Here is a 24,074-nt window from a genome sequence, read left to right on the forward strand (position 1 = left end):
AGGGGGTGGGGCGGCGGCCGTCCACACGCAGGTGCCGTTCGCTGGTGAACGCGGTGGCCACCGCACCCTCGTCCACGAGCACGCGCGGGGCCGCGCCGCCGTTGCGGGCCGCGAGCAGTTCGACGGCGGCCAGTGCGCAGGCGCCGACGGTAGCCCGGGCCAGGTCGCGCACGGGCAGCACCGCGGGCAGCACGTCCCCGGCCGTCCGCAGGGAGATCCCGGCCGGCGGTGGCGCGCCGCCGCCGATCGCCGTCCAGGCCCGAAGGGTCGTCGCGTCCATGTCCTGAGGCATGTCCTCATTGTGGGCCCGTGCCCCTCGGCGGGAAAGGGCCGGTCGGGCACACCACACGGTGGCGGGCCGGGCCCCGGACCGACGGGTCCGACGTCTCAGAGTTCGTGGGTGGTGAACACCGACACCTCGCTGAACAGCAGGAAGTACTCCTCCGGTGGGGGTCCGTAGCCAGGGATCTCCGCCAACGCGGACGGTACCGAGGTGCCGTCCTTGACCGTCACCCGCAGCGGTCCGGGGGCCACCACCAACTCCATTTCCACGGGCCGGTCGGTCCGCGGTGCGTGGAACCGGGCACCGAGCCGCCCCGAGTCGTCAGGTATCAACCTCACCTCACGACCCTCGACGGTCACCTCACGAACCCGATCACTGTCCTCCGCGAAGTACAGGCCGATCGTCTCGGCAGCCCGGGGAGAGAACAGTTCGAGCGCGATGCGTCGCTCGCCGTCCTCCTCCGAGTCGGCGACGACCTCCAGTTCGGGTGCGGGCAGGTCGACGGGCACGGCTTCGCCGACCCGCGCGCGGGACCATCCGAGTCCGGGCACCGGCAGGTCCACGACCTCCTCCGACACGTAACCACCGGCCCAATCGGCCGCGGCGATCTCCGTCTCTCCTTCGTCGAGTGGGACCGCCCACACCGCGGTGCCCGTGTCGGCATCGAGCGTGTAGGCCAGGCGAGCCGGAAGCGGACGTGCGGCGTCGTGGGTGTTGACGGCCAGACCGGCGACCGCGGTGGCCGCCGCGGTCACCAGCGCCGCCATCGGGACCAGGGCCGCCCGCCGCAGCGGCCACAGCAGGTCCACCAGTGGTGCCGACAGCAGGAGGCCCGCCACCAGCAGCGGGAGCGTCACGACGACGCCTTCTGCCATGCCCTGCTCGAGGGTGCCCCAGGCCGCGGTGTGCAGGAGGACCGCCGTGGGGACGAGCCCCACCGTCCAGAACACCGGGCGCCAGGGCGACTCCGGGTCGGCCACCAGGGCGATCAGGCCGCCGCCGGAAGCCGCGAGCACCGGCAACACCAGAAAGGACGAGGCCCCGGGGGCCACCGCCGCGACCAGAACCCCGAACACCCCCAAGACCAGGAGTCCACCGAACATGAGCGCGTGGGCGCCCAACCACCGTCGCCACAACAGGAACCACAGGGCGGCGAGGGCGACCCCGATCAGCACGGCGGCGACCGCGAGCCACACCGGCTCGTAGGGAGAACCGGTCGGCACACGTGCGAGGCCCGGGCGCACCGCTATCAGCACCTGCCAGAACCCTAAGCCGACAGCGGCACCCGCCCCCAGGAGCACAGGAGTGAGCAGGGTCGAGGCGAGCACCCTCGGAATCGTCACGAGCCCGCGGCGTCGGGCGGCGGCCACGAGGACCACGCCCGACAGCAGGGCGACGGCCGCCAGTGGCAACGCCCAGGAGACCGGGAAGTGGACCAGTCTGCCGGGGGGAACATTGAAGTAGGCCAGGTCGGGTTCACCGGCCCCGTCCACCGTCCGCGGGGTCAGGTCCTCCGCCGCCAGGGCACGTGAGAAGGCGAGTGTGTTGGCGCCCATCTGCTGGAGTGTGCGGGGGTCGACGTTCTCCGGTGTGTCCAGGGCACTGTGATAGTAGGCGCCGCGGCCGGCGTAGGCGAAGTCGAGAACGGTGAGGCCGCCCTCACGGAAGGCGGTGAAGTCGGTGTCGTTGGGCATGACGGCGAAGAGTTCCTCGAGGAGGGAGTCCCCCGCGGGGTGCGGCGCGCTCTCGGCGAACAGTCGCACCAGGTCACCGCTCCCGGGTGTGGTGCGAAAAAGCATGACCGTGCCGCCCGCGCCGCGCGCCTCGTGGTTGAGTACCACGCCGTCGGAGGCACCCAAGGGATGATCCTCGGTGAACGCCTCCGCGCCGAGCAGACCGGCCTCCTCCGCGTCGGTCAGGAGCAGGACGACGTCGTTGCGCGGGGGTGTGTCCGCTTCGGTCAGGGCACGTGCGGTCTCCAGGACGGCGGCGACCCCGACCGCGTCGTCGTTGGCTCCGGGCCCCGAGGACACCGAGTCGTAGTGGGCGGCCAACAGAATCGTGCCGGTGGGTTCGGTGCCCTCGATCACCGCGACGACGTTCCGGACCCGACCCACCGGCGCGGTGCCGGTGTAGGCGATAGGTGAGATCCCGATCGACTCGTGGACCTCGGGGTCCAGGCCGAGATCGTCGAGAGCACCGACCACGTGGTCGAGGACCCGCGCGTGTTCGGCGGTGCCCGCCGGGTGCGGCGCGACGGCGATCCGCTCGACGTGCGCAAAGGCCCGCTCGGCGCTGAACTCCGATGCGGGTGCGCTCTCGGGTGCGGGATCGGGTGGCCGCAGGTCCACCAGGGTGAACACGGAGAGCGCCAAGAGCAGGAGCAGCCCGGCGAAGGAGATGCGGCGGACCGTGGAACCGGCCGCTCTCGTGGGTTCGTGGTCGGTGATCCGTCCGTGGTCGGTTGATCCCGGGGCCATCTGCCGCCCTTCGTCGTCCCCGCGCGGGTGCGGTCGCCCCGGCTCCCGATCCGAACCGTAACGGCCCACGAGGCCCCGCACCGCTCCTTGACCGGGACCGGTCAGGAACGATCATCCGACGCATCGCCGAGCGAGCACGCCCTCTGGGGCCGGGCCGCGCAACGATGGCGGCCCGCTCACGAGGGACCGCAACGGTGATCCTCGCCCCGCGAGCAGGGCCGGGTTCAGGGCCATGGTGCCGTCGCGCCTTCGGTCCGACGTCTCAGACGTCGAAGTAGACGGCCCGGCGAGCGACGTCCCGGGTGAGCATGGACAGGCGCAGTGAACGCTCGCCCAACGTTCCGATCGCCTCCCGGCCGCGGACCGCGCGGTGGAAGACCCCGACCAACAGGGCGAGTTGGTCGGCCGCCTCCAGGGTGAACTCCTGGCGGTGGTTCTGGCGCCACAGGGTGACGACCGGTGGGTGACCGGCGGGTGGGGTGAAGACCCGGTCCACGAACAGTCCGCCCTCCGAACCGTGGATCTCGTAGCGGGCGCGATACCCGTGTTCCATCCCGAACTCCACGTGGACGGCCACGCCGGAGGGGGTGGTCAACAGCGCGTCCCCGGACAGCACGGCGTCCCGCTCGCGTTCGCGGCGCATGACCGCGGCGTGGACCTCCAGGTCCGCGTCGAGCATGAGCATCGCCGCGCGTAGGGGGTAGACCCCGGTGTCCAGGAGCGTGCCGCCGGTCAACTCCTTGTGGTAGCGGATGTCTCCGTACGGTTTCGGCGGAATGGTGAACGCCGAGGAGAAGGAACGGACCTCGCCGATCGCTCCGTCGTCGACGAGTCGGCGGACGTGGTCGTGCATCGGGTGGTGCACGAAGGCGTAGTTCTCCAGCAGCACCAGCCCCGTCCTAGCGGCCAGGGCCTCCAGACGGGACGCCTCCTGGGGGTCGACCGCGTACGGCTTCTCCACCAGGACGTGTTTGCCGGCGAGCAGGGAGCGCTCCACCCACTCCGCGTGCAGGGCGCCGGGCAGCGACAGGTACACCGCCTCGACGTCGTCCCGCCGCAGCAGGTCCTCGTACCCGTGCTCGGCCGCACAGGAGAAACGCTCGGCGTAGCGGCGCGTCCGATCGGGATCACGCCCGGCCACGCACACCAGCCGGATCCCGTCGTGGGCCTGGAACGTGGGCAGGGTGCGGCGCCAGGCGACGTCACTACAGCCGACGGCTCCGACCGTCAACGGCTCGACTCTCTCCATCGTTCTCCCTCCGAGCGCGGGACGTCCCGGACGGCGCACGCGCGCCGTCCGGGACACTCACCTGAGCCGATCAGCCGAACACCGGGGCCTCCGAGGCACAGGAGACGTCCTCCCCCGGCACCTCCCCGTTCACGAGGTAGTCCGTGATCACGGCGCCCGCGCAGGAGTTGGACCCGAGCACGACGTGGCCGAAGCCCTCGACGCGCACCGAGCCGGCTCCCGGGAAGCGGTCGGCGGTGCGCTCGGCGAAGCTCACCGGCGTGGCCGCGTCGTGCTCGTGGACCAGGACCAGGGGCGGAACGTCGACGGAGGCGACCCACGGACCACGGTAGGCCGGAGCCTCGGAGTCGGGCCACTGGGAACAGGCGGCGTACTGTTCGAACGCCTGGGACCTACCGAAGGTGGGCATCGTCGTCTCCCACTTCTGGGCCGTCCGCGTGACGTGGCGGGGCGTGGCCGGGTAACCGCGGTCGGCGCAGTTGATGCTGTAGAAGGCGTCGTCGTTGTAGAAGGAGAAGCCTCCGGCACCGGCCGCGGCCGGCTGCTCCGACGCGTCGGTCGTGGCGTCCGCGGGCGCCTCGGTCGGTGCTTCGAGCGCCTCGCTCACCCGCTGCAGCCACGCCAGGACGTCACCGGGGGTGTCGCCGCCGAAGACCGGTGAGCCCTGGAGGGTGTCGCCCACCTTCGTGGTCAGGGACGCCCGGGTGACCGCCTCGCCGTCCTCCAACAGCACGGACCCGTTCTCCTGGAGACCGTCGCGGACCTCGTCGAACCGTGTCCGGGGGTCGCCGTCACCGAAGGCGCACTCCGCGCCGGCCTCGTCGCACTGTGCGAGCAGTTCGTCCAGGGCGTCCTCGAAGCCCTGGGCCCGCTGGCGGTCGTACTCCAGGGGTCGCGTGACGCGCAGGGCGGCGTCGACGGGACTGTCCAGCACGAGGGAGCCCGTGGTCTCGGGGTACAGGTTGGCGTACACCGAGGCGATCATCGACCCGTAGGACATACCCACGAAGTTCAGCCGTTCCTCCCCCAGCGCCGCCCGCATCAGGTCCAGGTCGCGGGCGATGTTCTCCGTGGAGACGTGGGGGGCCAGGGCGCTGGAGTCGGCGCAGGCCTGCCCGTACTCGTCGAAGGCGGCCAGGGTCAGCCGTTCCTGCTCGGCGGTCGTGGGCAGGGACGTGAGGTCGGACAGCACGCGTTCCCGCTCCTCGGGGGAACCGAAGCAGTCCAGGGTCATACCCCGCGGGTCGAAGCCGATCAGGTCGTACTGCGCCAGGACCTCCTCCCCGAGCAGGCCGGACATGGCGATCGGCACGATGACACCGGACATGCCGGGGCCGCCCAGGTTGACCATCAGGGAGCCCTGGGAGCCCTCAGGTTCGGTCGCCTGCCGGCGCACGAGGGTCGTCCCCGCCTCACCGGCGTCCGGGTCGGCGTGGTCCAGGGGTGCGACGAAGTACGCGCAGGTGAACAGGTCCTGTTCCGCGGGCGGGACCTGGGCGAGGATCTCCTCGGGGCAGGGGATCCAGTCGATCTCCGGGGCGGCGTGCGCGGGTGTGGCCGAGAGCAGGCCCGCGGTCATCACCGTGGTGACGGCGACCGCGGCGCCGACGCCGCGGTTTCGGTGGAATGGCATGATCACTGACTTTCGGGTGGTGGACATGGGTGCCCCGCGTGCGGGGGAGGGGGCGGAGCGGTTCACAGCGGATCGCCGAACCGTCCTTGGAGGTAGCGCTCCCTGCACCGGCCGCGCTGGACCTTGCCGCTGGTGGTGCGGGGGATGGTGCCGCGGCGTACCGGGAGCAGGGCGTGGATGCTCAGGCCGTGTCCGCGTTGCACGGCGTCGCGCACGGCCTTGGCGATGGCGTGCGCACCGTCGGTCGGACCGGCGTCGCGGGGTTCGAGGACGACGACGACCCGGGGGCCCGCCTCGTCGTCGGTGGTGAAGACCGCCGCCGTGCCCGGAACGACGCGCCGGACGGTGGCCTCGATGTCGTCGGGGTAGTGGTTGCGGCCTCGGATCACGAGGACGTCGTCGGACCGTCCCACGACGAACAGCGACCCCGCGTGGACGAAGCCGAGGTCCCCGGTGTCGAGCCAGCGGAGACCGTCGACGTCACGGAAGCGTTCCGCGGAACGCTCGGGGTTGCGCCAGTAACCGTCGGCGTTGTTGGGGCCGCGCGTCCACACCCGGCCGACGTGGGCCCCCGACTCGACCCGCGCGCCGTCGGGTCCGACGATGCGCACCTCGACGCCCTGCTTGGGGGTGCCGCAGGAGACCAGCCGGATCGCGTCGGGCCCGGCGGGGTCCGACGTCACCGGCACGACCTCGCCCTCGGCGAGGGCGCCCCGGTCGACGGAGACCGTGGTGGGACCCTCGCCCAGGGGTGTGGCGGTGACGGCGAGGGTGGCCTCGGCCAGTCCGTAGCAGGGGGCCAGCGCCGAGCGGCGCAGTCCCGCCGGCGCGTACTCGGCGGCGAACCGGTCGAGGGTGGTGGACCGGACGGGCTCGCCCGCGACGGAGAGCGCGCCCAACGAGGACAGGTCCACGTCGGGGGCGTCGTCGGGGTGACGGCCCAGGCAGTGTTCCAGGCCGAAGTTGGGCGTGACCGTCCACTCGGCGGCGTGGTCCCCGATCGCCCGCAGCCAGCGGAGCGGGTCCTGGACGAAGGCCATGGGGCTGAGCTGAACCGAACGGTGTCCGGCGGCCAGGGGCGCGGCCAGTCCGAAGACCAGTCCCATGTCGTGGAAGAAGGGCACCCAGGAGACGACCGTGCGGGCCTCGGGAAAGTGCGTCGCGAGCTGGCCGCAGGCCGCGACCAGGTTGCCGTGCGAGACGCGGACGCCGGCGGGCGAGCCGGTGGAGCCCGAGGTGTACTGCAGGTAGGCGGTCGCGTCCGGGTCCCGGGGCGGCTCACCGTCGTGGTCCTCGTCCCCCACGGCGAGGTCCTCCACCTCGCACAGGGGCAGGTCCGCGAAGCGGGTGTCCTTGAGCATCGTGCGCGTGGCGGCCAGTGTCCGTCCGGTGGTGAGGATCAGGGACGGGTCACAGTCCTCCAGGACAGAGTGCACGCGCTCGGGTCCGCGGAAGGGTTCGGGGGCGTGCAGGGGCACCGCGATCACGCCCGCGTAGAGGCAGCCCAGGAAGGCGGTGACGTAACCGGCGGTGTGCGGGCACAGCACGGCGACCCGGTCCCCGGGTCCGACCCTGCGCCGTAGGGCGGCGGCCACCGAGCGGGCCCGGCGGTCCAGGTCGGCGTAGCCCAGTTCGGTGTCCACCGCGTTCCCCCCGCCCGAGCGGGGGAAGTCCCGGAAGACGAACGCCGTCCGCGGCCCTCCTTCGAGGGCGTGCGCGCGGACCAGGGCCGGCAGGCTCAGGAACGCGGTCCGATCGGTCGTGGCGGGGTTCGGCGTACTCATCCGATCACCGCGTCGTCGTCGGTGCTGCGCCCGGCCGCCAACATCTGCGTCGCGGCGAGTTCCCGGTACAGGTCGTCGTTCTCCACCAGTTCGGTGTGGCTCCCCACGGCACGGACCCGGCCCTGTTCCATCACCAGGATCCGGGAGGCGGACATCACGGTGGACAGGCGGTGCGCCACCACCAGGACGGTCGTCCTGGTGCTGATCTCCTCCACCGCCTCCCGCAGCGCGGCCTCGTTGCGGGCGTCCAGTTGGGAGGTGGCCTCGTCCAACAGCAGCAGGCGCGGGGCGCGCAGCAGGGCCCGGGCGATGGCGACCCTCTGGCGTTCGCCGCCGGACAGCCGGCTCCCCCGGTGGCCCACCTGGGTCTCCAACCCCTGCGGCAGCCGGTCCACCAGTTCCGTGAGGCGGGCGACGCGCAGGGCGTCGTCCAGGCGTTCCGGCGCGACGCCCGGGTTGCCCAGGCAGAGGTTCTCCCGGAGCGACCCGGCGAGCACCGGGGCGTCCTGTTCCACGAAGCCGATCTCCGAACGGAGTGCGCCCAGGGACCAGTCGGCGGTGTCGCGCCCCCCGACCAGGACGCGGCCGGACTCCGGCTCGTAGAAGCGCTCGATCAGGGCGAAGGCCGTCGACTTCCCGGCGCCCGAGGGACCCACGAGCGCCGTCATCCCCGCGGCCGGTGCGGTGAAGGAGACACCGTGGTGCACGGCCTCCTTGTCCGCTGCGTAGCGGAAGACGACGTCCTCGAAGACGACGTCCAGCGGTTCCCCATCCCCGTCGTCGGGGCGGGGCCCGGCGTCGTGCGGGGGCAGGGGTCGGTCGGCTCCCGGCGCCCCCTCCTCGACCCGCAGGCTCAGGACCTCCCCGATCCGCCGGAGCGCGGCCGCGCACACGTTGAGCTGGGACACCGCGCTCACCATGGCGCCCAACGGTGGCAGCAGGTAGAAGAGATAGAGCAGGAAGGCGATGAGGGTGCCCAGGCCGATGGCCCCGGCCGCCACCCGGGCTCCGCCGACCCCCAGTACCGCCAGGAAGGCGACCTGGACGGCCAGCGTGGCCACGGTGCTGACCACCGCCTCGATGCGCCCGGCCCGCAGTCCGTGTTCCAGGGCCCGGTCGGCTCCGCGCTCGGCGGAGGCCGCCTCCGCGGTCTCGGCCCCGGCGGCCTTCACCGTGCGGAAGGCCCCCAGGGAGCGCTCCATCGCCTCGCTGAGCGTGGCGACCCCTTCCTGGGCGCCACGGGAGGCCCGTTCCAGACGGGGCATGAGCAGGCCCACCGAGAGCGCGGCGAAGAGCAGGGTGCCCAGTGTGGTGAGCAGCAGCACCCAGTCCATCACCGCCATCATCACGAGGATGGCCACCAGGACCAGGGCGCCGTTGACCGTCTCGACCACGGCGGAACCCACGGCCGAGCGCATCAGGGTGGTGTCCGAGGACAACCGGGAGAGCAGGTCGCCGGGCGGGTAGCGTCCGCTCTCGGGCACGCGCAGCCACAGCGCGCGGCGCACCAGGCGTCGGCGGACGCTGAAGACGACCTGCTCGGAGACGCGCATGAGCAGGTAGTAGCCGCCCGCGTTCAGGGCCGCCGCGAGCAGGACGAACGCGGTGAGCACGATCAACAGGCCGGCGACGCCGCCCTCGGTCTCGAGTCCGTCGATCACCAGCTTGGCGGCGACCGGCTGTGCCAGCCCGGCGAAACTGCCGAGCAGGGTGAGCACGCCGCCGATGATGAGGATGCGGCGCTGGGAACCGAGGTAGGGCGACAGGTCGCGCCACAGGCCCGCGGGAAGCAGGGCCGGCAGGAGGAGGCGACGCGGGGAACGGTCGGTCGTGGTCGCCTCCCCGTCCTCAGCGGAGGCCATCGTCGCCCCCGTCGGCGCGGACGGTGTCCTGGGCGTGTTCACGCACGATCGCGCGGGCCGCGCGCACGTCCGGCGCCATCGGCCGGTCCTCGTCCAACGGCGGGATCCGGTCCGCCAGGGTCGCCCACAGGCCCCCCGGCTCGGAGCCGCGCTCGGTCAGCGAGGCCAGCTGGTTGAGGCCGGCGGCGAGTGACCCGGCCACCAACCACGCGAGGTCGAGGGCGTCCCCGACCGCGTTGGCGCCGTTGAGCGCCATGGGAACGTGGTCCTGGTTGCCGCCGTTGGTGGGCAGGGTGGTCAGCGAGGCCGGGTAGACGAGCTGACGGATGCGGGAGACGAACGAGGTCGCGCTGAGTTGCACGCCGGCCAGGCCGCTGAAGACGCCGGGGTTGGGGGTCAGCATGGGGGCTCGTTCGCCGTTGGTGGCGGGGGTGCACAGCAGCGCGAGCTGGCGGTCGGCCAGGTAGGCGACCTGTTGCAGGCACAGGCCGAGCTGGTCGGAGGCCAGACCGACCGGCATCGCGTGGAAGTTGCCTCCGTGGAGGAGTTCGCCCTCGTAACACACGGGGTTGTCGGTGGTACCGGTGGCCTCGCGCACGAGGATGTCCTCCAGCGCCCACAGCTGGTCCAACACCGCGCCGAGCACCTGGGGCGCGCAGCGCAGGCTGTAGGGCTCCTGGAGCGGCCGGTCGGGGCCGTGCTCGGCCCCGGCCAGCTCGGAGCGGATCCAGCGCGCGGCCGTGAGCTGTCCGACCTGCCCGCGGGCGTGGCCCAGACCCGCGTGGTAGGCCTCCGGGTTGGCCCCGAGCAGGACGACCGCCCGTGCGGTGAGCGAGGCCAGGGCGCGGGTGAGGTGGAGCACCTCGGCGTGGTTGACCATGGTGACGGCCAGGCCGACGCTGGTGCCGTTGACGAAGGCCAGTGCCTGACGCGCGTTCCAGTCCACGGGGGCCAGGCCGAGCTCGCGCAGGACCTCCGCGGAGGGGCGCACGCTCCACGCGTCGCCCTCCCGCACCCAGGCCTCTCCGCGTCCGGCCAGGGCGAGGGCCGCGTGGGCGAGCGGTTGCAGGTCCCCGCTCGCGCTGACGGTGCCGTCCCGCGGGATGACCGGGGTGAACCCGCTGTTCCACAACCGGGCCAGCACGTCCCAGCATTCGGGCGAGATCGCGGAGTAGCCGCGACGCATGCTCTGCAGCCGCAGCCGGAAGACCAGGCGTGACGTCTCGGGGCCGAGGGGTTCGCCCTGGCCGGTCCCCAGGTGCGAGATGAGGCCCGCGCCCTGCTGCTCCGCGGAGTCGGAGGCCTCGAAGGCCACCAGGGGACCGAACCCACGGGTCACCCCGTAGACCGGGCGTCCGTCCATCAGTGTCTTGTCCAGGACCGCCTGACTCGCCGCCATGCGCTCCGTCTCGTCCCTGGAGAGGGGGTCGATCGACGCGCCGAAGCGGGCGCTGTGCAGCAGTGCGGCCAGCGTGCCCGGCTCGTTCTGTTCGTGGTGCATGGTGGTCATCACTCCTGAGTGGAAAGGGCCGTTGCCGGAGAGCGACGTGGCTTACCGGTCGCGGTCCGTTCGACGGCTTCGACGAAGCGGACCGCACTGGGGAGGAAGCCGATACCGGCGGCGGTGATCTGGGCGCGTACCGCCTGGGTGGAGGGTGGCCGTCCGGGCTCGGGAACGACGTGCACCTCGACGTGCTCGCCGCTGACCTCGTGGGCCACGGGGACGCAGACCAGGTCCGCGCAGTCGACCGCGGCACGCAGGTCGCGTTCGAGCAGGTCGAGGTTGTAGCGGCGTCCGTTGACCTTCACCAGGGCCTGGCGCCGGCCCACGAAGCGGAAGCCGCGCTCGCCGACCCGTTGGACGTGGTCGTCGGTGCGCCATCGGCTCAACGGCCGACCTTCCCCTTCCGAGGCGAGTCGGGGCGACCGGACCGCGAGGGGTGTCTCGTCCTCGTGCTCGCCGGTCTCCTCGGCGAACTCCACGTCGTCGAACAGCCGCCAGAGGCCGTCACCGCCGTGCCGGCGCAGGGCGATCCCGCCCGTCTCGGTGGAGCCGAAGACCTCGGACAACGTGGCACGGTCGGCACCGACGTCCCGAAGGAACGTGTCGGCGGCGCCCGGCAGCATCGCGGTGCTGTGCAACAGGGACAGGTGCGCCGTGTCCCGGACCCAGTCGAGGTGCCGGGACAGGATCGAGAAGGTCCAGGGCACCGCCACCACACCCCACCTCCCGGCCGCCGCCGGGGGCATGGCTCCGAAGAACCGGGGACGGTACCAGGCGGGCACCCTGAGCAGCGCGGGGACGAAGACGCTGCCCAGCAGACCGTAGAGGTGACGGGGCGGCGCGAACGACAGCACCGCTTCGGGTCGCTCGGGCGCCAGCACGTCGGCCAGCAGGGCGGCCTCGTCCCAGAGCTGTTCCCGGGTGTGCCGCCAGCACCGCCGGGCCCCCGTCGAGCCCGAGGTCCAGATCTCCACGGCGGGCGGCAGTAGTCGGTCGAGCGAGGCACGAGGGTCCTCGTCGACGGTGTCCCACCGCACCAGCCACGGTTGCTCGTTGAGGCGGTCCGATGCCGTCCCCTCCGCGAACAGCCGGTCCGGGCTCACCTCTGTGTAGGACACGTTCACTCCGCTCGTACGGCACCTCGACCACGCGGTGGGACGAGAAAGACTTATTGGTTCTCAGAATTCTCACGGAAAATACGGACGAGGTCCTCGACGGTGTTCGCCTCGACCAACTCCTCCTCGGGCAGAGCGCACCCCGTAGCCTTCTGAAGTGCGAAAACCACCTCGACCAGGGAGAGGGAATCGAGTTCCAGATCCTCGGCCAAAGTCTTTTCCGGCGCGACCTCGGCGGCCGGGATTCCGGTGACATCCTCGATGGCCCGCTGGAAGAGAATCAGCGGGTCGGTTACTTTTTCGACCATAGGGGGCAACCTACCCGCAGTCCTCGCCACAGAGAAAGAGAGAAAACATATTAGTGGGGGACCACGGTCGTCATTCTCGACACCGCACCCCGGACGCGACTCCGTTCCCGCCTATCAGGGCACGCTTCGCCACGGCCCGGAAAACCCGGTCCGTCTCGCCGGCGAGACGCTTCGGTCACAACGCGGCGCGTGCGCGCGGGAGAATCCCCACCGACGGCCCGACACGGCCGCCCCACGCTTCCACCTTCGGGGCACGGGATGCGGAACGGTCTTCGCGCACGAATCCCGCCGACTTCCGCTCGACCGAACGTGTCCGTTTTTCGATGACCAATGGTTGAACCATGAACAAGTTTCAGGTTTTGCACCGGAGAAATCCACATCCCCATACGCGCCCCCTACCCCCGAAGGCCACCCGACACGGGCACCGAAACACGGTTCTTCCTGCGACATCGACACCGTCGCTCCCGGCGACCACCACGCCGCGTGACCATCGGAACACGAGAACAGACCTTCTTCGCCAAGGTCAAAAGTGGGACTGGGAACCGGAGAACACAACAGAGAACACATAAATCCAACTACTTAATGCAGTCGACTCATTACATTGCGAAGTAGGGCCCCAGAAGGACACTCGATGCCACTCCTCAAGACGCGGGAACCGTAGTACACTCTGGCGCGTCCCATTGTCGGAAACACTTTCACCCCCCGAACAGAAAGCGAAAGCACCCCCGTTAGTCCAGCCATCATTTCTTTGGGCTATCACCATTGATCGAGAGGCACGGAGGCGAATCGACTGTGGACTCTACCAAAAACGTAATGCCATCGGAATCCGTGTCGAGGGTGGATCACGTGAACGGGTACCCGCGGCCTCGGTCGAACGAGAAGGAAGAGGAGCGGACTCGGAACGCGCTGGGCGACAAGGACGAGGTACCCCTGACCGATCGGACCTCGCTCAGTCTGCCGCCCCGGTTGCCGCTCGACGAGTGGCAGCGTCTGGGCACGAAGATCTTCACCTTCTGGGACTCCTCCAGTTGGTGGCTCGGGGACTGGCTGGTGTACGGCCAGGCCAACTACCCCGATCGCTACCAGGTGGCTGTGAGCGAGACCGGACTGAGCTATCAGACCCTGCGCAACTACGCCTGGATCGCCCGACAGTTCAAGGTCCACCGTCGGCACCCGGAACTGAGCTTCCAACACCACGCGGAGGTCGCCGGGATCTCCCAGGACGAACAAGACCGCTGGCTGGACCGTGCCGAGAGGTTCGGCTGGTCCAGGAACGAGCTGCGGCGCCGGATCAAGGCGAGCCTGAAACCCCTCACCCAGAACGGCCCGGAGGAGACCAACATCCAGGTCAAGGTGGGCGCGGAGCTCAAGCGGCGCTGGGAGACCGCGGCCAAGGCACAGGACAAGGACCTGGACGCCTGGATGATCGCCGTTCTCAACCAGGCCGCCGCGCCCAAGGACGGGCACACGGCCGGGGCCTGAGCCCCGCCGACTCTGACGTGAGACCGCCCGGGCCCGCACGGGAGGCCGCCCCTCGCGGCCCCTCCCTGCGGGCCCGGTCACAGCAGACGTCTCCCCGCGGGCCCATGGAGCGCCCGGACACCGACCAGAGAGAAACGAGGCTGACGTGACAATCCGCGTGTGGGGCTACACCGACGAGTACGAGACGGAGAGGCAGGAGATCCTCGGCGCCGTCGACCGGGTCTTCCGGTCCGGCATGCTCGTCCTCGGCCGGAGCGTCGCCGACTTCGAGCGCGAGTTCGCACAGTACTGCGGGGTCGAGCACGGTGTGGGCGTCGACAACGGCACCAACGCGATCGTGCTCGGTCTGCGGGCCCTGGGCGTGGGCCCCGGCGACGAGGTCGTCACCGTCTCCAACACCGCGGCGCCCACGATCGTGGCCATCGACGCGGTCGGCGCCACCCCCGTCTTCGTGGACGTGGACCCGCTCACCTGCCTCATGGACACGGACGCGCTGTCGTCGGCGATCACCGAACGCACGCGCTGCATCCTGCCCGTCCACCTCTACGGGCAGTGCGTGGCGATGGACCCGGTCCTGGAACTCGCGGAACGGCACGGCCTCGCCGTCCTGGAGGACGTCGCCCAGGCACACGGCGCGACCCACCAGGGGCGGACCGCCGGCAGCATGGGCGACGCCGCGGCCTTCTCCTTCTACCCCACCAAGGTCTTGGGCGCGTACGGCGACGGCGGCATCACCATCACCCGGAACCAGGAGACCGCGGCGGAGCTGCGCCGTCTCCGGTACTACGGCATGGTGGACCGCTACTACGTCGAGAGCACCCCCGGCCACAACAGCCGCCTGGATGAGGTCCACGCGGAGATCCTGCGCGGCAAGCTCACCCGGTTGGACCGCTACATCGCCGACCGTCGGGCCATCGCGGCCCGGTACGAGGAGGGCCTGGCCGACACCGGGATCGGATTGCCCGTCCTGGCCCCCGGCAACGACCACGTCTACTACGTGTACGTGGTGCGCCACCCCGAGCGGGATCGGATCATCGCGGAGATGTCGCGGATCGGGGTGGAACTCAACATCAGCTACCCCTGGCCCGTGCACACGATGCGCGGCTTCGCCCACCTGGGGTACGAGAAGGGGTCGCTGCCGGTCACCGAGGCCCTGGCCGACCAGATCTTCTCCCTGCCCATGTACCCCTCCCTGCGGCGGGAGGACCAGGACAAGGTGATCGACTCCCTGCGCACGATCCTGTCGAACGGATGACGCGCACCCCCACTCCCCGGGCGGCCGCCGCGACCGACGCACCGGACGACGACCTCTTCTCCCGCCGCGCCGCGACCCGGCCCGCGCTCGACGCCGCGGATCCGCACCTGGGGTGGTGGCGTGACCGCCTCGCCGCCGTCGACTGCACGGTCGCCCCACTCGCCCTGACCGCACTGGACCGATGGGGTTTCGACCCGACGAGCGGCGACCTCGTCCACGAGGAGGGGCACTTCTTCTCCGTGGAGGGGGTCCGGCTCGACACGGGCGAGGCCGTGTACGAACGGCCGATCATCCACCAGCCCGAGATCGGGATCCTGGGGTTCCTCGTCAAGCACGTCGACGGGGAGCCGCACTGTCTGGTCCAGGCCAAGATGGAGCCGGGCAACCTCAACACGATCCAGCTCTCCCCCACGGTCCAGGCGACCCGCAGCAACCACACCCGTCGGCACAAGGGTCGGGCGACCCGCTACGTCGACTACTTCACCGGGCGGGCGCCGGGGCGCGTGCTGGTCGACGTTCTCCAGTCCGAGCAGGGCGCGTGGTTCTGGCACAAGCGCAACCGCAACATGGTCGTGGAACCCCTGGACGAGGTCGAGCCGCACGAGGACTTCCGCTGGATCCCGTTGACCACGCTCCTGTCGATGCTGCGCGTGGACCACGCCGTGAACATGGACGCCCGGACGGTCCTGGCCTGCATGCCCTTCCGACCCACGGGGGAACCGGCCGGGGACTCCTTCCACTCGGCCCTGGCCCGCTCCTACACCTCCCCCGGTCCCCGCGCCGAGGCCGAGCTGTCGAGCTGGCTGAACGACGCCCGGGCCGCGAACACCTGGCGGGCCCGACCCGTGCCCCTGGCCGAGGTGCGGGGGTGGCGCCGGGAGGGCGGCGCGCTGCGCGACGACGCCGACCGGGACTTCCGCATCATCGGCGCCCGGGTCACGGCGCGGGTCCGGGAGGTCGCCCAGTGGTCCCAACCCTTGCTGGAACCGCGGGGCCAGGGCACGTCGGTCCTGGTCACCCGGGTGGTGGACGGGGTACTCCAGGTGCTCGTGCAGGCGCGGCCCGAACCGGGGCTGATGGGGCACGTGGAGATCGGGCCGACGGTCCAGATCCCGGCGGGTCTGGATCCGGCCGCGCCGGACGGACGGGTGCCCTACCTGCGGGAGGCGCTCGATCCGGAGTCCTCGGTGGTGCGGTTCGACGCGGTGATGTCGGAGGAGGGTGGCCGCTTCCACCACGCGGACACCCGCTACCGGATCGTCGAGGCGCGCGGGCCCGTACCCGAACCCGACCCCGAGCGGTTCCGGTGGACCGCGCTGGAGCCCCTGACGAGGCTGATGCGCCACGGCAACCACGTCAACGTCGAGGCGCGGAGCCTGCTCGCCTGCCTGCACGGACTGTGGTGAGAGCACGATGGAACGACCGTTGAGGAGGACGCGGACATGAAGGCACGAGCACTCGGGATCATCGGGGCCCACGAGTTCACCCCCACCGTCTTCCCCGACCGACGGGGGCTCTTCGTCGCCCCCTTCCAGGGGGACGTCTTCGCCGAGCAGACGGGCTTCCGGCACTTCCCCCTGGCCCAGACCGGGCACAGCGTCTCCCGGCGCGGCGTGGTCCGCGGGGTCCACTACACCGACGCGCCGCCGGGGATGGCGACCTACGTCTACTGCCCGCGGGGCCGGGTCACCGACTTCATCGTCGACCTGAGAACGGGGTCGCCGACGTTCGGTCGGGTGGAATCCACCGTCCTGGACCCCGAGGACTTCCGCGCCGTCTACGTGCCGGTCGGGGTCGGCCACGGCTACGTGGCCCATGAGGACGACACCGTGGTGTCCTACCTGCTCTCGGGAGGGTACGCGCCCGAACACGAGAAGGCGGTGTCGCTGTTCGACCCCGAACTGGACCTGCCGCTGCCCGCGGAAGAACCGATCCTGTCCGACCGCGACCGGGTAGCGCCCACCCTGCGCGAGGCCGCGGCCGCGGGTGGGCTCCCGGACTACGAGGTCTGCCGGGAGCTCGAGCGTCGAACGTTGGGTTGAGCGATCCTCGATGGAAAGGACCGTCATGTCAGGTGAGGCACCCCTGGTGACCGTGCTGGGGGCGGGCGGGTTCCTCGGCACGGCCATCACCGCGGAACTGTCCCGGTCCGCCTACCGGGTACGGGCGGTCTCCCGTCGGTCGGTGCCCGCCCCGCCGGGGACGGAGACGCTCCTCGCGGACCTCACCGACCCCGGCGCGGTCGAGCGCGCGGTGTCGGGCAGCGACGCCGTGATCCACCTGGTGGCGCACCGGACCTCGGGCAAGAGCTGGCGCGTGGGCGACGACGCGCACACCCGTCGGGTCAACGTCGGCCTGCTCTCGGAGGTGACCCGGGCCCTCGGCCGGGAAGGCCGCCGACCCACGGTGGTGTTCGCGGGGAGCACCTCGCAGGCCGGCCGGTACGGCGTGGGGACCATCGACGGCTCGGAGCCCGACGAACCCACGACCGACTACGACGCCCAGAAGCTGGAGGCCGAACGGGCCCTGTTGGCCGCCACGGAGGAGGGCGCGGTCCGGGGACTGAGCCTTCGGTTGCCGGTGGTGTACGGCTCCGTCCCCGGTCCGGCCGGGTGCGGGCACGGCGTGGTCTCCGTCATGACCACGCGGGCGCTGCGCGGCGAGTCGCTTCCCCTGTGGCACGACGGTGCGGTGCGCCGGGATCTGCTGCACGTGGAGGACGCCGCGCGCGCCTTCGTCACCGCGCTGGACCACGTCGAGGGGCTCGGCGGCCGGCACTGGGTCCTGGGGTCGGGCCGGGAGCTGCGGGTGTCGGAGTTGTTCTCCGCCATCGCCGAGCTCACCGCGGCCCGGACCGGGGACGCCCCCGTTGCGCTCGTGCCGTCACACCCCCCGGGTACCGCCCTGGCGGCGGACTTCGAGGGGTACACGATCGACGCCTCCGCCTTCCGGGAGAGGACCGGGTGGCGCCCCCGCGTGGATCTTCGGGAGGGGCTGGCGCGGACCGTCGACGCCCTGGCCGCGTCCCTCCCCCGCGGGTGAGGCCGCGCGGTCAGCGGATCCGGTCGAGGAACCCGCCGTCGACCAGGAGGTTGGCCCCGATGACGAACCCGGCGGACGGGGAGGCCACGAAGGCGACCGCCCGCGCGATCTCCTCCGGACGGCCCATCCGCCCGACGGGGATCCGCGAACGGATGGCCGCGTAGTACTCCGGTTCGCGGTCCCGACGGATCGCCCACCCGCCCCCGGGGAACTCGGTGGGTCCCGGGGAGACCGTGTTCACCCGCACACCGCGCGGCGCCCACTCATGGGCGAGCGCGGAGGCGTAGTGGTTCATGGCCGCCTTCATCGGACCGTAGGCCTTGGCCCCCGAGGGCGCGGTGACGTGCAGCGCGGACGTGCTGGAGATGAGCACCACCGCGGCTCTGGAGGAGGCCTCCAGGTGGGGTCCGGCCTCCTCCACCAGACCCACGAACGGCATGAGGTCGGACTCGAAACCGCGCCGCCACTGCTCCGGGGTGGGCGCGCCCCCTCCGGAGACGTTCGAGACGACGACGTCGAGCCCGCCCAGCTCCCGCGCGGAGGCCGCCACGAACGCGGCGAGCTCCTCGGGGACGGAGACGTCGGCGCCCCTGGCGACCACGCGGACACCGTGCCGCTCGGTCAGCGCGTCGGCCTCCACCTTGAGCGCCGCGCCGTCACGGGCACAGAGCGCCAGGTCGGCGCCCTCCTCGGCGAAGACCTCGGCGATCGATCGGCCGATCCCCCGGCTGGCCCCGGTGACGAGCACGCGAGCCCCGCGCAACCCCAGATCCATGACTGTTCCCTCTCGGTCGTGTGCGTCGGTAGCGGAGCTCAGTGCCCCATCCCGGCCCCGCCGTCGACGGGCAGGACGGCGCCCGTGACGTACCCCGCCTCCGGCGAGCAGAGGAAGCGCACCGCGGCGGCGACGTCCCCCGGGGTCCCCGCCCTGGGGATGGGCGCACCGGCCAGCATCCGCTCCCGGCGCCGTGCGGGCAGGTCGGCCGTCATGTCGGTATCGATGAGCCCGGGCGCCACGACGTTGACCGTGACGTCCCGCGACCCCAGTTCCCTGGCCATCGACCGGGCCAGGCCGATGAGGCCGGCCTTGGAGGAGGCGTAGTTGGCCTGACCCGCGGAGCCGAGCAGCGCGCTGATCGAGGACACGAAGACGATCCGGCCTCCGGAACCCTCCCGGTCCCGGAGCATGCCGCGCACCGCGCGCCGCGCCACCCGGTAGGCGGCGACCAGGTTGGTGTCCACGACCGCCGCGAAGTCCTCCTCGCCCATGGTCGCCATGAGCCGGTCGCGCGTGATGCCCGCGTTGGAGACCACGACCCGGACGGGGCCGTGCTCACGTTCCACCCGGGTGAAGGCGGCGTCGACCTGTTCGGGGTCGGTGACGTCACAGGGCACCCCGAGAACACCCTCGGGGACGCCTCCCGAACGGTGCGTGACGGCCACCCGGTCACCGCTCGCGACGAACGCACGGGCGATCTCCCGACCGATCCCACGATTCCCACCGGTCACCAGAACGGACCTGTCCATGAAAGACCTCCACCGACATCATCCGGGAATTCGACATCGGAATAATCCCGGGAGAAACTCGGAACGAGCGTAGCAGTCGAGGGACGGACAATGTCCAGCCCGCATTGCACGGGATATTCACGCGACGCCGAAGGAAATGGGGGACACCCGACCTTTACCCGTCCCTCGGACGTCATTAGCATCAATGCGAGATACTTTCCTCTCCCACGTCCGGGTCTTCGAGAAGGGGACAATCACAGTCATGGAAAGCACCACCACATGTCGTATCTGTTCCTCCAGGGTCCGGGAGTTCGTCGACTTCGGTGAGCAGCCGTTGTCGGACGCTTTCAGGGACCCCGCGGCGACGGACGAGGAGTACTTCTTCCGGCTGGCCGTGGGCGTGTGCGAGGAGTGCACCATGGTCCAGCTGATGGAGGAGGTGCCGCGCGAACGCATGTTCCACGAGGACTACCCCTACCTGTCCTCGGGATCCTCGGTGATGCGCGCGCACTTCTCCGGCCTGGCCCGACGCTTCCTCGACACCGAACTGACCGGGGACGACCCCTTCATCGTGGAGTTGGGCTGCAACGACGGCATCATGCTCGGCACCGTCGCCGAGGCCGGCGTGCGGCACCTGGGCGTCGAACCCTCGGGCGGGGTGGCCGACCGCGCGGCCGCCAAGGGCGTGCGGGTGCGCAAGGACTTCTTCGAGGCGGGGACGGCGGCGTCCGTTCTCGCCGAGGACGGTCGAGCGGACGTCATCTACGCGGCGAACACCCTGTGCCACATCCCCTACATCGGGTCGGTCCTCGAAGGGGTCGACGCGCTTCTGGCGGAGAACGGCGTCTTCGTCTTCGAGGATCCCTACTGGGCGGAGATCGTGCGACGGAACTCGTTCGACCAGATCTACGACGAGCACTTCTACTTCTTCACGGCGCACTCGGTCCAGGCCATGGCGAGCAGGTACGGGCTCGAACTGGTCGACGTGGAACTGCTCCCGGTGCACGGTGGAGAGGCCCGCTACACCCTGGCCAGGGCCGGGAGCCGACCGGTCGGCGCTTCCGTGACCCGGACGCTGCGCGCGGAGCAGGAGTCACGGCTGACCGACGAGGCCACCCTGACGGGGTTCGCCACCCGGGTGCGCGCGATCCGCGACGACCTGCTGGAACTCCTCCAGGGGCTGGCCAAGGAGGGCAGGAAGGTCGTGGGGTACGGCGCCACCGCCAAGAGCGCGACGGTCCTGAACTACTGCGGTATCGGGCCCGACCTGATCGAGTACATCGCCGACACCACCCCGGCCAAGCAGGGCCGGCTGACCCCGGGCTCGCACATCCCCGTCGTGCCCCACGAGCGTTTCGCCGCGGACCGACCCGACCACGTCCTCCTGCTGGCCTGGAACCACGCCGAGGAGATCATGGCCAACGAACGGGGCGTCCGTGAGTCCGGCGGCGCCTGGATCCAGTACGTGCCCCGTGTCGAGGTCGGCTGACCGGCTCGGGTCGCCGTGCGTCGGTCGGCCCCGACCGACGCACGGAACACGGTCGGCCCCGGCCGGGCGGCCGTCCCGGTGAGCACCCGCGAGCACCGCGCACGCGGGTGGGGCCGGATCGGGGTCGGTCGGGTCCTCCACCGAAGGTCACCGGCGGAGGCCGATGGACCCCGCGGCGAGGCCCACGCACGTCACCGGTGCCCGTGGGCCCGGGACCGGCCCGAGACCACGACGGCCGGGCCGGTGTCCGGCCCGGCCGTCACCACCGTCGAGGTTCCCTGGTCAGGTGCAGGAAGAGTTCCTGGAGGTCGATGGGGCCCAGATCGATGCCCTCGGCACGGGCACCGGCGAGCACCTCGTCGGGCGGACGACCGTAGACCGTGGCCGTCTTGGTCCTGCCCAGGACGTGTTCGTCCAGCACCAACAGCTCGGCGGCGAAACGGTCCACCGCCTCGACGGCACCGGTCACCCGGAGCCCGCGTAAGCGCAGGAAGTCGGTCGACTCCTGGAGCACCACGTGCCCCTGGTCGAGGATGACCATCTCGTCGCAGAGCGCGCCGATCTCCTCCGCGAGGCTGGCGGCGATCACCACGGTGCGCGGTCTGGCCATGGTGTCGGCCAGGATCTCGTCGAAGAAGATCTCCCGCACGGAGGTGTCCATCCCGACCTGGCACTCGTCGAAGAGCGTGACGGGAGCCCGAGAGGCCAGACCGACGACCGCGGACACCGCGGCCCGGGTCCCACCGGACAGGTGCCGCAGGGGCCGTTCGAGGGGCAGCCGGAACCGGGCCACCAGCGCACGCGCGTAGTCGTGGTCCCAGTCGGGCCGGAGCGAGGCCGCGAAGGCCAGGGTGGAGGCCACGGTGGCCGAGTACGAGAACTGTTCGGAGCTCGGCCCGACCAGGCAGATCCGCCGCAGGGCGGACTCGTGCTCCAGCACGGGCAGACCGTCCAACAGGACCCGACCACGGGTCGGCCTGCACAGCCCCCCGAGCACGGACAACAGGGAGCTCTTGCCCGAGCCGTTGCGCCCCACCAGACCGTGGATCCGGTGCGGTGCCAGTGTCAGGGAGATGTCACTCAGAACCGTGGTGGAGGGGGTGCTGATCCCCACGCCACGGGCCTCGATCCCGGCTCTCACCGCGCTTCTCCCACCGTCCCGCGGACCGACCACGCACCCCGGCGCTCCCCGGGGCCGGACCGGTGACGACACGACCGCGGTCGGGGAACGCTGAGTTTGACGGGCATGCCGACACCTCTTCCTCGCACCGGGCCCTCCACCGGCGGTGACGAGGCACCGTCGGGTGTGGACGGGAGGGCCGTTCATGATTACGCACAGTACCCCCTGAGCGGTTCCGTGCCTTGGTGAGGGCCGGACCCGGCCAATCGTCGGCGAACCGGTCCGTCGGGACCCTCAGCCCCTCCACCGGCGAAGGACCAGAACGGCGTTGTGCCCGCCGAAACCGAAGGAGTCGCTCACGGCCACCTCCACACGGTGTTCTCTGGCCTGGTGCGGGACCAGGTCGAGTCCGACGTCCTCGGGGTCGTCGCAGTTGACCGTCGGGGGCACGACCCCCTCGGCGATGACCGCGGTCAACACCGCCGCCTCGACGGCCCCACCGGCGGCGAGCATGTGCCCGGTCATGCTCTTGGTCGAGCTCACGGGGAGGTCGTGACCGCGTTCCCCGAACACCGTGCGCAACACACGGGCCTCCGCGGCGTCGTTGAGCGGGGTGCTCGTACCGTGCGCGTTGACGTAGTCCACGTCGCCCGGGTCGACCCGCGCGTCCGCCAGGGCGGTGCGCAACGCGCGCTCCACTCCCTCTCCGTCGGGACGGGGCGCGGTGAGGTGGTGCGCGTCCGCCGTCGCCCCGTACCCGGCCAACTCCGCGTGCACGCGGGCGCCCCGGCGACGGGCGTGCTCCGCGCTCTCCAGCACGAGCATGCCGGCGCCCGAACCCATGACGAAGCCGTCCCGGTCACGGTCGAAGGGTCGGCTGGCCCGCTCGGGTTCGTCGTTGCGGCGGGACAGCGCGCCCGCCCGGGAGGCGACCGCGATCTCGAAGCGCGAGAACGCGTCCATGCCCCCGGCCAGGACGATGTCGGCCCGCCCCTCGCGGATCATGCGCGCGCCCTCCCCCAGGCAGGTGGCTCCCGTGGCGCAGGCCGTGGCCATCGTGGCCGTGGGGCCGCGCGCACCCACGTGGACCCCGATCTCCCCCGCGGGGGGAACGATCCCGGTCATCGCGAACGAGTACGGGCTGACCCCCGCCGGGCCGTGGAGGCGCAGTTCGTCCGAGGTGTCGATGACGGCCTCCGTGGGCCCGACGACGGAGCCGGCCAGGACGCCCAGCCGCGGTGCGTTGGTCTCGTCGACCGTCAGGCCCGCGTCGCGCAGCGCCATGTCCGCGGCGACCAGGCCGTACTGCAGGGAACGCCCGGTCCGCCGCGCCAGGGGGCGCGGGAGCGCGCCGGCCGGGTCGAAGTCACCGACCTCCGCACCGATCCGCACGTCCAGGCCCTCGGTGTCGAAGGCGGCGATGCGCCGCACACCGACCCGGCCCCGCACCATGGCGTCCCAGGTCGACTCCCATCCGTTTCCGAGCGGTGAGAGTACCCCGCGACCGGTGATGACGACCCGGCGGTCGCCTCCTGCTTCGTTCATGGGCGCTTTCTCCTCTTCCGACCGTGGACGCGTCAGGGCCGGTGGTGCTCGACCAGGCGTTCGATCTCGGGTACGACGTCGTTCGGCGCGGGCATGGCCGCCATGTCGGCCCGCAGGCGCTCGGCACCTCGGGCGAAACCCTCCTCCGACAGCAGACGGCTCACGGCCTCCCCCACGTCGAGGGCGCGTGCCGGCGGCAGGCTGAGCCCGGCGCCGGCGCCGGCGATGCGGTCGGCCATGAAGGGGGCGTCGAGTTGCTGGGGCAGGATGACCTGCGGGGTGCCCGCGTAGGAGGCCGAACAGACCGTTCCCCAACCGCCGTGGTGGACCACGGCGGAGCAGGTGGGCAGCAGGGCGTGCAGGGGGGCGAACTCCACCACGCGCACGTTGTCGGGAAGCTCGGGCAGGTCGCGTTGG

General features: G+C 71.5%; 19 protein-coding genes and 1 pseudogene. 6 read left to right on the forward strand and 14 right to left on the reverse strand.

Going from position 1 to position 24,074, the window contains the following annotated elements; translation table 11 throughout:
• From DSY14_RS17070 to DSY14_RS17110, 9 genes and pseudogenes are all read right to left on the reverse strand, one after another.
• Positions 1 to 292: pseudogene (locus DSY14_RS17070) on the reverse strand (carnitine dehydratase); the annotation flags it as partial.
• 95 nt (positions 293 to 387) lie between these two features.
• Positions 388 to 2,763, reverse strand: a complete 2,376-nt coding sequence (locus DSY14_RS17075; RefSeq protein WP_211717573.1) for a M20/M25/M40 family metallo-hydrolase — start codon at positions 2,761 to 2,763, stop codon at positions 388 to 390.
• A 262-nt stretch (positions 2,764 to 3,025) separates the two neighbouring features.
• Positions 3,026 to 4,012, reverse strand: coding sequence for a Gfo/Idh/MocA family protein (locus DSY14_RS17080; RefSeq protein ID WP_211717574.1), 987 nt, complete (start codon positions 4,010 to 4,012; stop codon positions 3,026 to 3,028).
• A gap of 70 nt (positions 4,013 to 4,082) precedes the next feature.
• Positions 4,083 to 5,645: an alpha/beta hydrolase gene (locus DSY14_RS17085; protein WP_211717575.1), complete on the reverse strand. Its 1,563-nt coding sequence runs from the start codon at positions 5,643 to 5,645 to the stop codon at positions 4,083 to 4,085.
• A gap of 62 nt (positions 5,646 to 5,707) precedes the next feature.
• Positions 5,708 to 7,429 (reverse strand): fatty acyl-AMP ligase, encoded by a 1,722-nt coding sequence (locus DSY14_RS17090; RefSeq protein WP_211717576.1) that lies wholly within the window; start codon positions 7,427 to 7,429, stop codon positions 5,708 to 5,710.
• The gene (locus DSY14_RS17095; RefSeq protein WP_211717577.1) at positions 7,426 to 9,291 is read right to left on the reverse strand and encodes an ABC transporter ATP-binding protein; all 1,866 of its coding nucleotides are present in this window, start codon (positions 9,289 to 9,291) and stop codon (positions 7,426 to 7,428) included. Before DSY14_RS17095 ends, DSY14_RS17090 begins: the two co-directional genes overlap by 4 nt.
• Positions 9,278 to 10,801: an aromatic amino acid ammonia-lyase gene (locus DSY14_RS17100; protein ID WP_249188030.1), complete on the reverse strand. Its 1,524-nt coding sequence runs from the start codon at positions 10,799 to 10,801 to the stop codon at positions 9,278 to 9,280. Before DSY14_RS17100 ends, DSY14_RS17095 begins: the two co-directional genes overlap by 14 nt.
• Positions 10,801 to 11,913 (reverse strand): long-chain fatty acid--CoA ligase, encoded by a 1,113-nt coding sequence (locus tag DSY14_RS17105; protein WP_211717578.1) that lies wholly within the window; start codon positions 11,911 to 11,913, stop codon positions 10,801 to 10,803. The genes DSY14_RS17100 and DSY14_RS17105 overlap by 1 nt, the downstream gene beginning before the upstream one ends.
• Before the next feature lie 50 nt (positions 11,914 to 11,963).
• On the reverse strand, positions 11,964 to 12,218 hold the full coding sequence (locus tag DSY14_RS17110; RefSeq protein ID WP_211717579.1) for an acyl carrier protein: 255 nt from the start codon (positions 12,216 to 12,218) through the stop codon (positions 11,964 to 11,966).
• Between the two features lie 846 nt (positions 12,219 to 13,064).
• Here DSY14_RS17110 and DSY14_RS17115 point away from each other — a divergent pair.
• From DSY14_RS17115 to DSY14_RS17135, 5 genes are all read left to right on the forward strand, one after another.
• Complete coding sequence (locus tag DSY14_RS17115) at positions 13,065 to 13,700, forward strand: LmbU family transcriptional regulator (protein WP_307851256.1); 636 nt, start codon at positions 13,065 to 13,067, stop codon at positions 13,698 to 13,700.
• A 145-nt stretch (positions 13,701 to 13,845) separates the two neighbouring features.
• Complete coding sequence (locus DSY14_RS17120; protein ID WP_211717581.1) at positions 13,846 to 14,955, forward strand: DegT/DnrJ/EryC1/StrS aminotransferase family protein; 1,110 nt, start codon at positions 13,846 to 13,848, stop codon at positions 14,953 to 14,955.
• On the forward strand, positions 14,952 to 16,361 hold the full coding sequence (locus DSY14_RS17125; protein WP_211717582.1) for an NDP-hexose 2,3-dehydratase family protein: 1,410 nt from the start codon (positions 14,952 to 14,954) through the stop codon (positions 16,359 to 16,361). Before DSY14_RS17120 ends, DSY14_RS17125 begins: the two co-directional genes overlap by 4 nt.
• A gap of 36 nt (positions 16,362 to 16,397) precedes the next feature.
• Complete coding sequence (locus DSY14_RS17130; RefSeq protein WP_211717583.1) at positions 16,398 to 16,997, forward strand: dTDP-4-dehydrorhamnose 3,5-epimerase family protein; 600 nt, start codon at positions 16,398 to 16,400, stop codon at positions 16,995 to 16,997.
• 25 nt (positions 16,998 to 17,022) lie between these two features.
• Complete coding sequence (locus DSY14_RS17135; protein ID WP_211717584.1) at positions 17,023 to 17,997, forward strand: NAD(P)-dependent oxidoreductase; 975 nt, start codon at positions 17,023 to 17,025, stop codon at positions 17,995 to 17,997.
• 10 nt (positions 17,998 to 18,007) lie between these two features.
• Here the strand turns inward: DSY14_RS17135 and DSY14_RS17140 are convergent, their stop codons facing one another.
• Both DSY14_RS17140 and fabG read right to left on the reverse strand, forming a co-directional pair.
• Positions 18,008 to 18,772, reverse strand: coding sequence for an SDR family NAD(P)-dependent oxidoreductase (locus DSY14_RS17140; RefSeq protein ID WP_211717585.1), 765 nt, complete (start codon positions 18,770 to 18,772; stop codon positions 18,008 to 18,010).
• Between the two features lie 38 nt (positions 18,773 to 18,810).
• On the reverse strand, positions 18,811 to 19,524 hold the full coding sequence (gene fabG, locus DSY14_RS17145) for a 3-oxoacyl-ACP reductase FabG (protein ID WP_211717586.1): 714 nt from the start codon (positions 19,522 to 19,524) through the stop codon (positions 18,811 to 18,813).
• Between the two features lie 241 nt (positions 19,525 to 19,765).
• Here fabG and DSY14_RS17150 point away from each other — a divergent pair, with 241 nt between their 5' ends.
• Positions 19,766 to 20,992, forward strand: a complete 1,227-nt coding sequence (locus DSY14_RS17150) for a class I SAM-dependent methyltransferase (RefSeq protein WP_211717587.1) — start codon at positions 19,766 to 19,768, stop codon at positions 20,990 to 20,992.
• A gap of 259 nt (positions 20,993 to 21,251) precedes the next feature.
• Here the strand turns inward: DSY14_RS17150 and DSY14_RS17155 are convergent, their stop codons facing one another.
• The 3 genes from DSY14_RS17155 to DSY14_RS17165 form a co-directional block, all read right to left on the reverse strand.
• Complete coding sequence (locus DSY14_RS17155; RefSeq protein WP_211717588.1) at positions 21,252 to 22,133, reverse strand: ABC transporter ATP-binding protein; 882 nt, start codon at positions 22,131 to 22,133, stop codon at positions 21,252 to 21,254.
• 273 nt (positions 22,134 to 22,406) lie between these two features.
• A complete protein-coding gene (gene fabF, locus DSY14_RS17160; protein WP_211717589.1) occupies positions 22,407 to 23,657 on the reverse strand; it encodes a beta-ketoacyl-ACP synthase II in 1,251 nt (416 codons plus the stop codon).
• A 32-nt stretch (positions 23,658 to 23,689) separates the two neighbouring features.
• Positions 23,690 to 24,074, reverse strand: a 385-nt coding sequence (locus DSY14_RS17165; RefSeq protein ID WP_374224021.1) for a nucleotide disphospho-sugar-binding domain-containing protein, incomplete at its 5' end; no start/stop codon positions are given.

Origin of the sequence: Nocardiopsis sp. MG754419 (genome assembly GCF_018207095.1) — a bacterium.
In the GTDB taxonomy this organism is placed as follows: domain Bacteria; phylum Actinomycetota; class Actinomycetes; order Streptosporangiales; family Streptosporangiaceae; genus Nocardiopsis.

Coding starts and splice junctions, on each gene's coding strand:
- DSY14_RS17075 (WP_211717573.1), bottom strand. CDS start 2,763: ATGGCCCCGGGATCAACCGACCACGGACGGATCACCGACCACGAACCC.
- DSY14_RS17080 (WP_211717574.1), bottom strand. CDS start 4,012: ATGGAGAGAGTCGAGCCGTTGACGGTCGGAGCCGTCGGCTGTAGTGAC.
- DSY14_RS17085 (WP_211717575.1), bottom strand. CDS start 5,645: ATGCCATTCCACCGAAACCGCGGCGTCGGCGCCGCGGTCGCCGTCACC.
- DSY14_RS17090 (WP_211717576.1), bottom strand. CDS start 7,429: ATGAGTACGCCGAACCCCGCCACGACCGATCGGACCGCGTTCCTGAGC.
- DSY14_RS17095 (WP_211717577.1), bottom strand. CDS start 9,291: ATGGCCTCCGCTGAGGACGGGGAGGCGACCACGACCGACCGTTCCCCG.
- DSY14_RS17100 (WP_249188030.1), bottom strand. CDS start 10,801: ATGACCACCATGCACCACGAACAGAACGAGCCGGGCACGCTGGCCGCA.
- DSY14_RS17110 (WP_211717579.1), bottom strand. CDS start 12,218: ATGGTCGAAAAAGTAACCGACCCGCTGATTCTCTTCCAGCGGGCCATC.
- DSY14_RS17125 (WP_211717582.1), top strand. CDS start 14,952: ATGACGCGCACCCCCACTCCCCGGGCGGCCGCCGCGACCGACGCACCG.
- DSY14_RS17130 (WP_211717583.1), top strand. CDS start 16,398: ATGAAGGCACGAGCACTCGGGATCATCGGGGCCCACGAGTTCACCCCC.
- DSY14_RS17135 (WP_211717584.1), top strand. CDS start 17,023: ATGTCAGGTGAGGCACCCCTGGTGACCGTGCTGGGGGCGGGCGGGTTC.
- DSY14_RS17140 (WP_211717585.1), bottom strand. CDS start 18,772: ATGGATCTGGGGTTGCGCGGGGCTCGCGTGCTCGTCACCGGGGCCAGC.
- fabG (WP_211717586.1), bottom strand. CDS start 19,524: ATGGACAGGTCCGTTCTGGTGACCGGTGGGAATCGTGGGATCGGTCGG.
- DSY14_RS17150 (WP_211717587.1), top strand. CDS start 19,766: ATGGAAAGCACCACCACATGTCGTATCTGTTCCTCCAGGGTCCGGGAG.
- fabF (WP_211717589.1), bottom strand. CDS start 23,657: ATGAACGAAGCAGGAGGCGACCGCCGGGTCGTCATCACCGGTCGCGGG.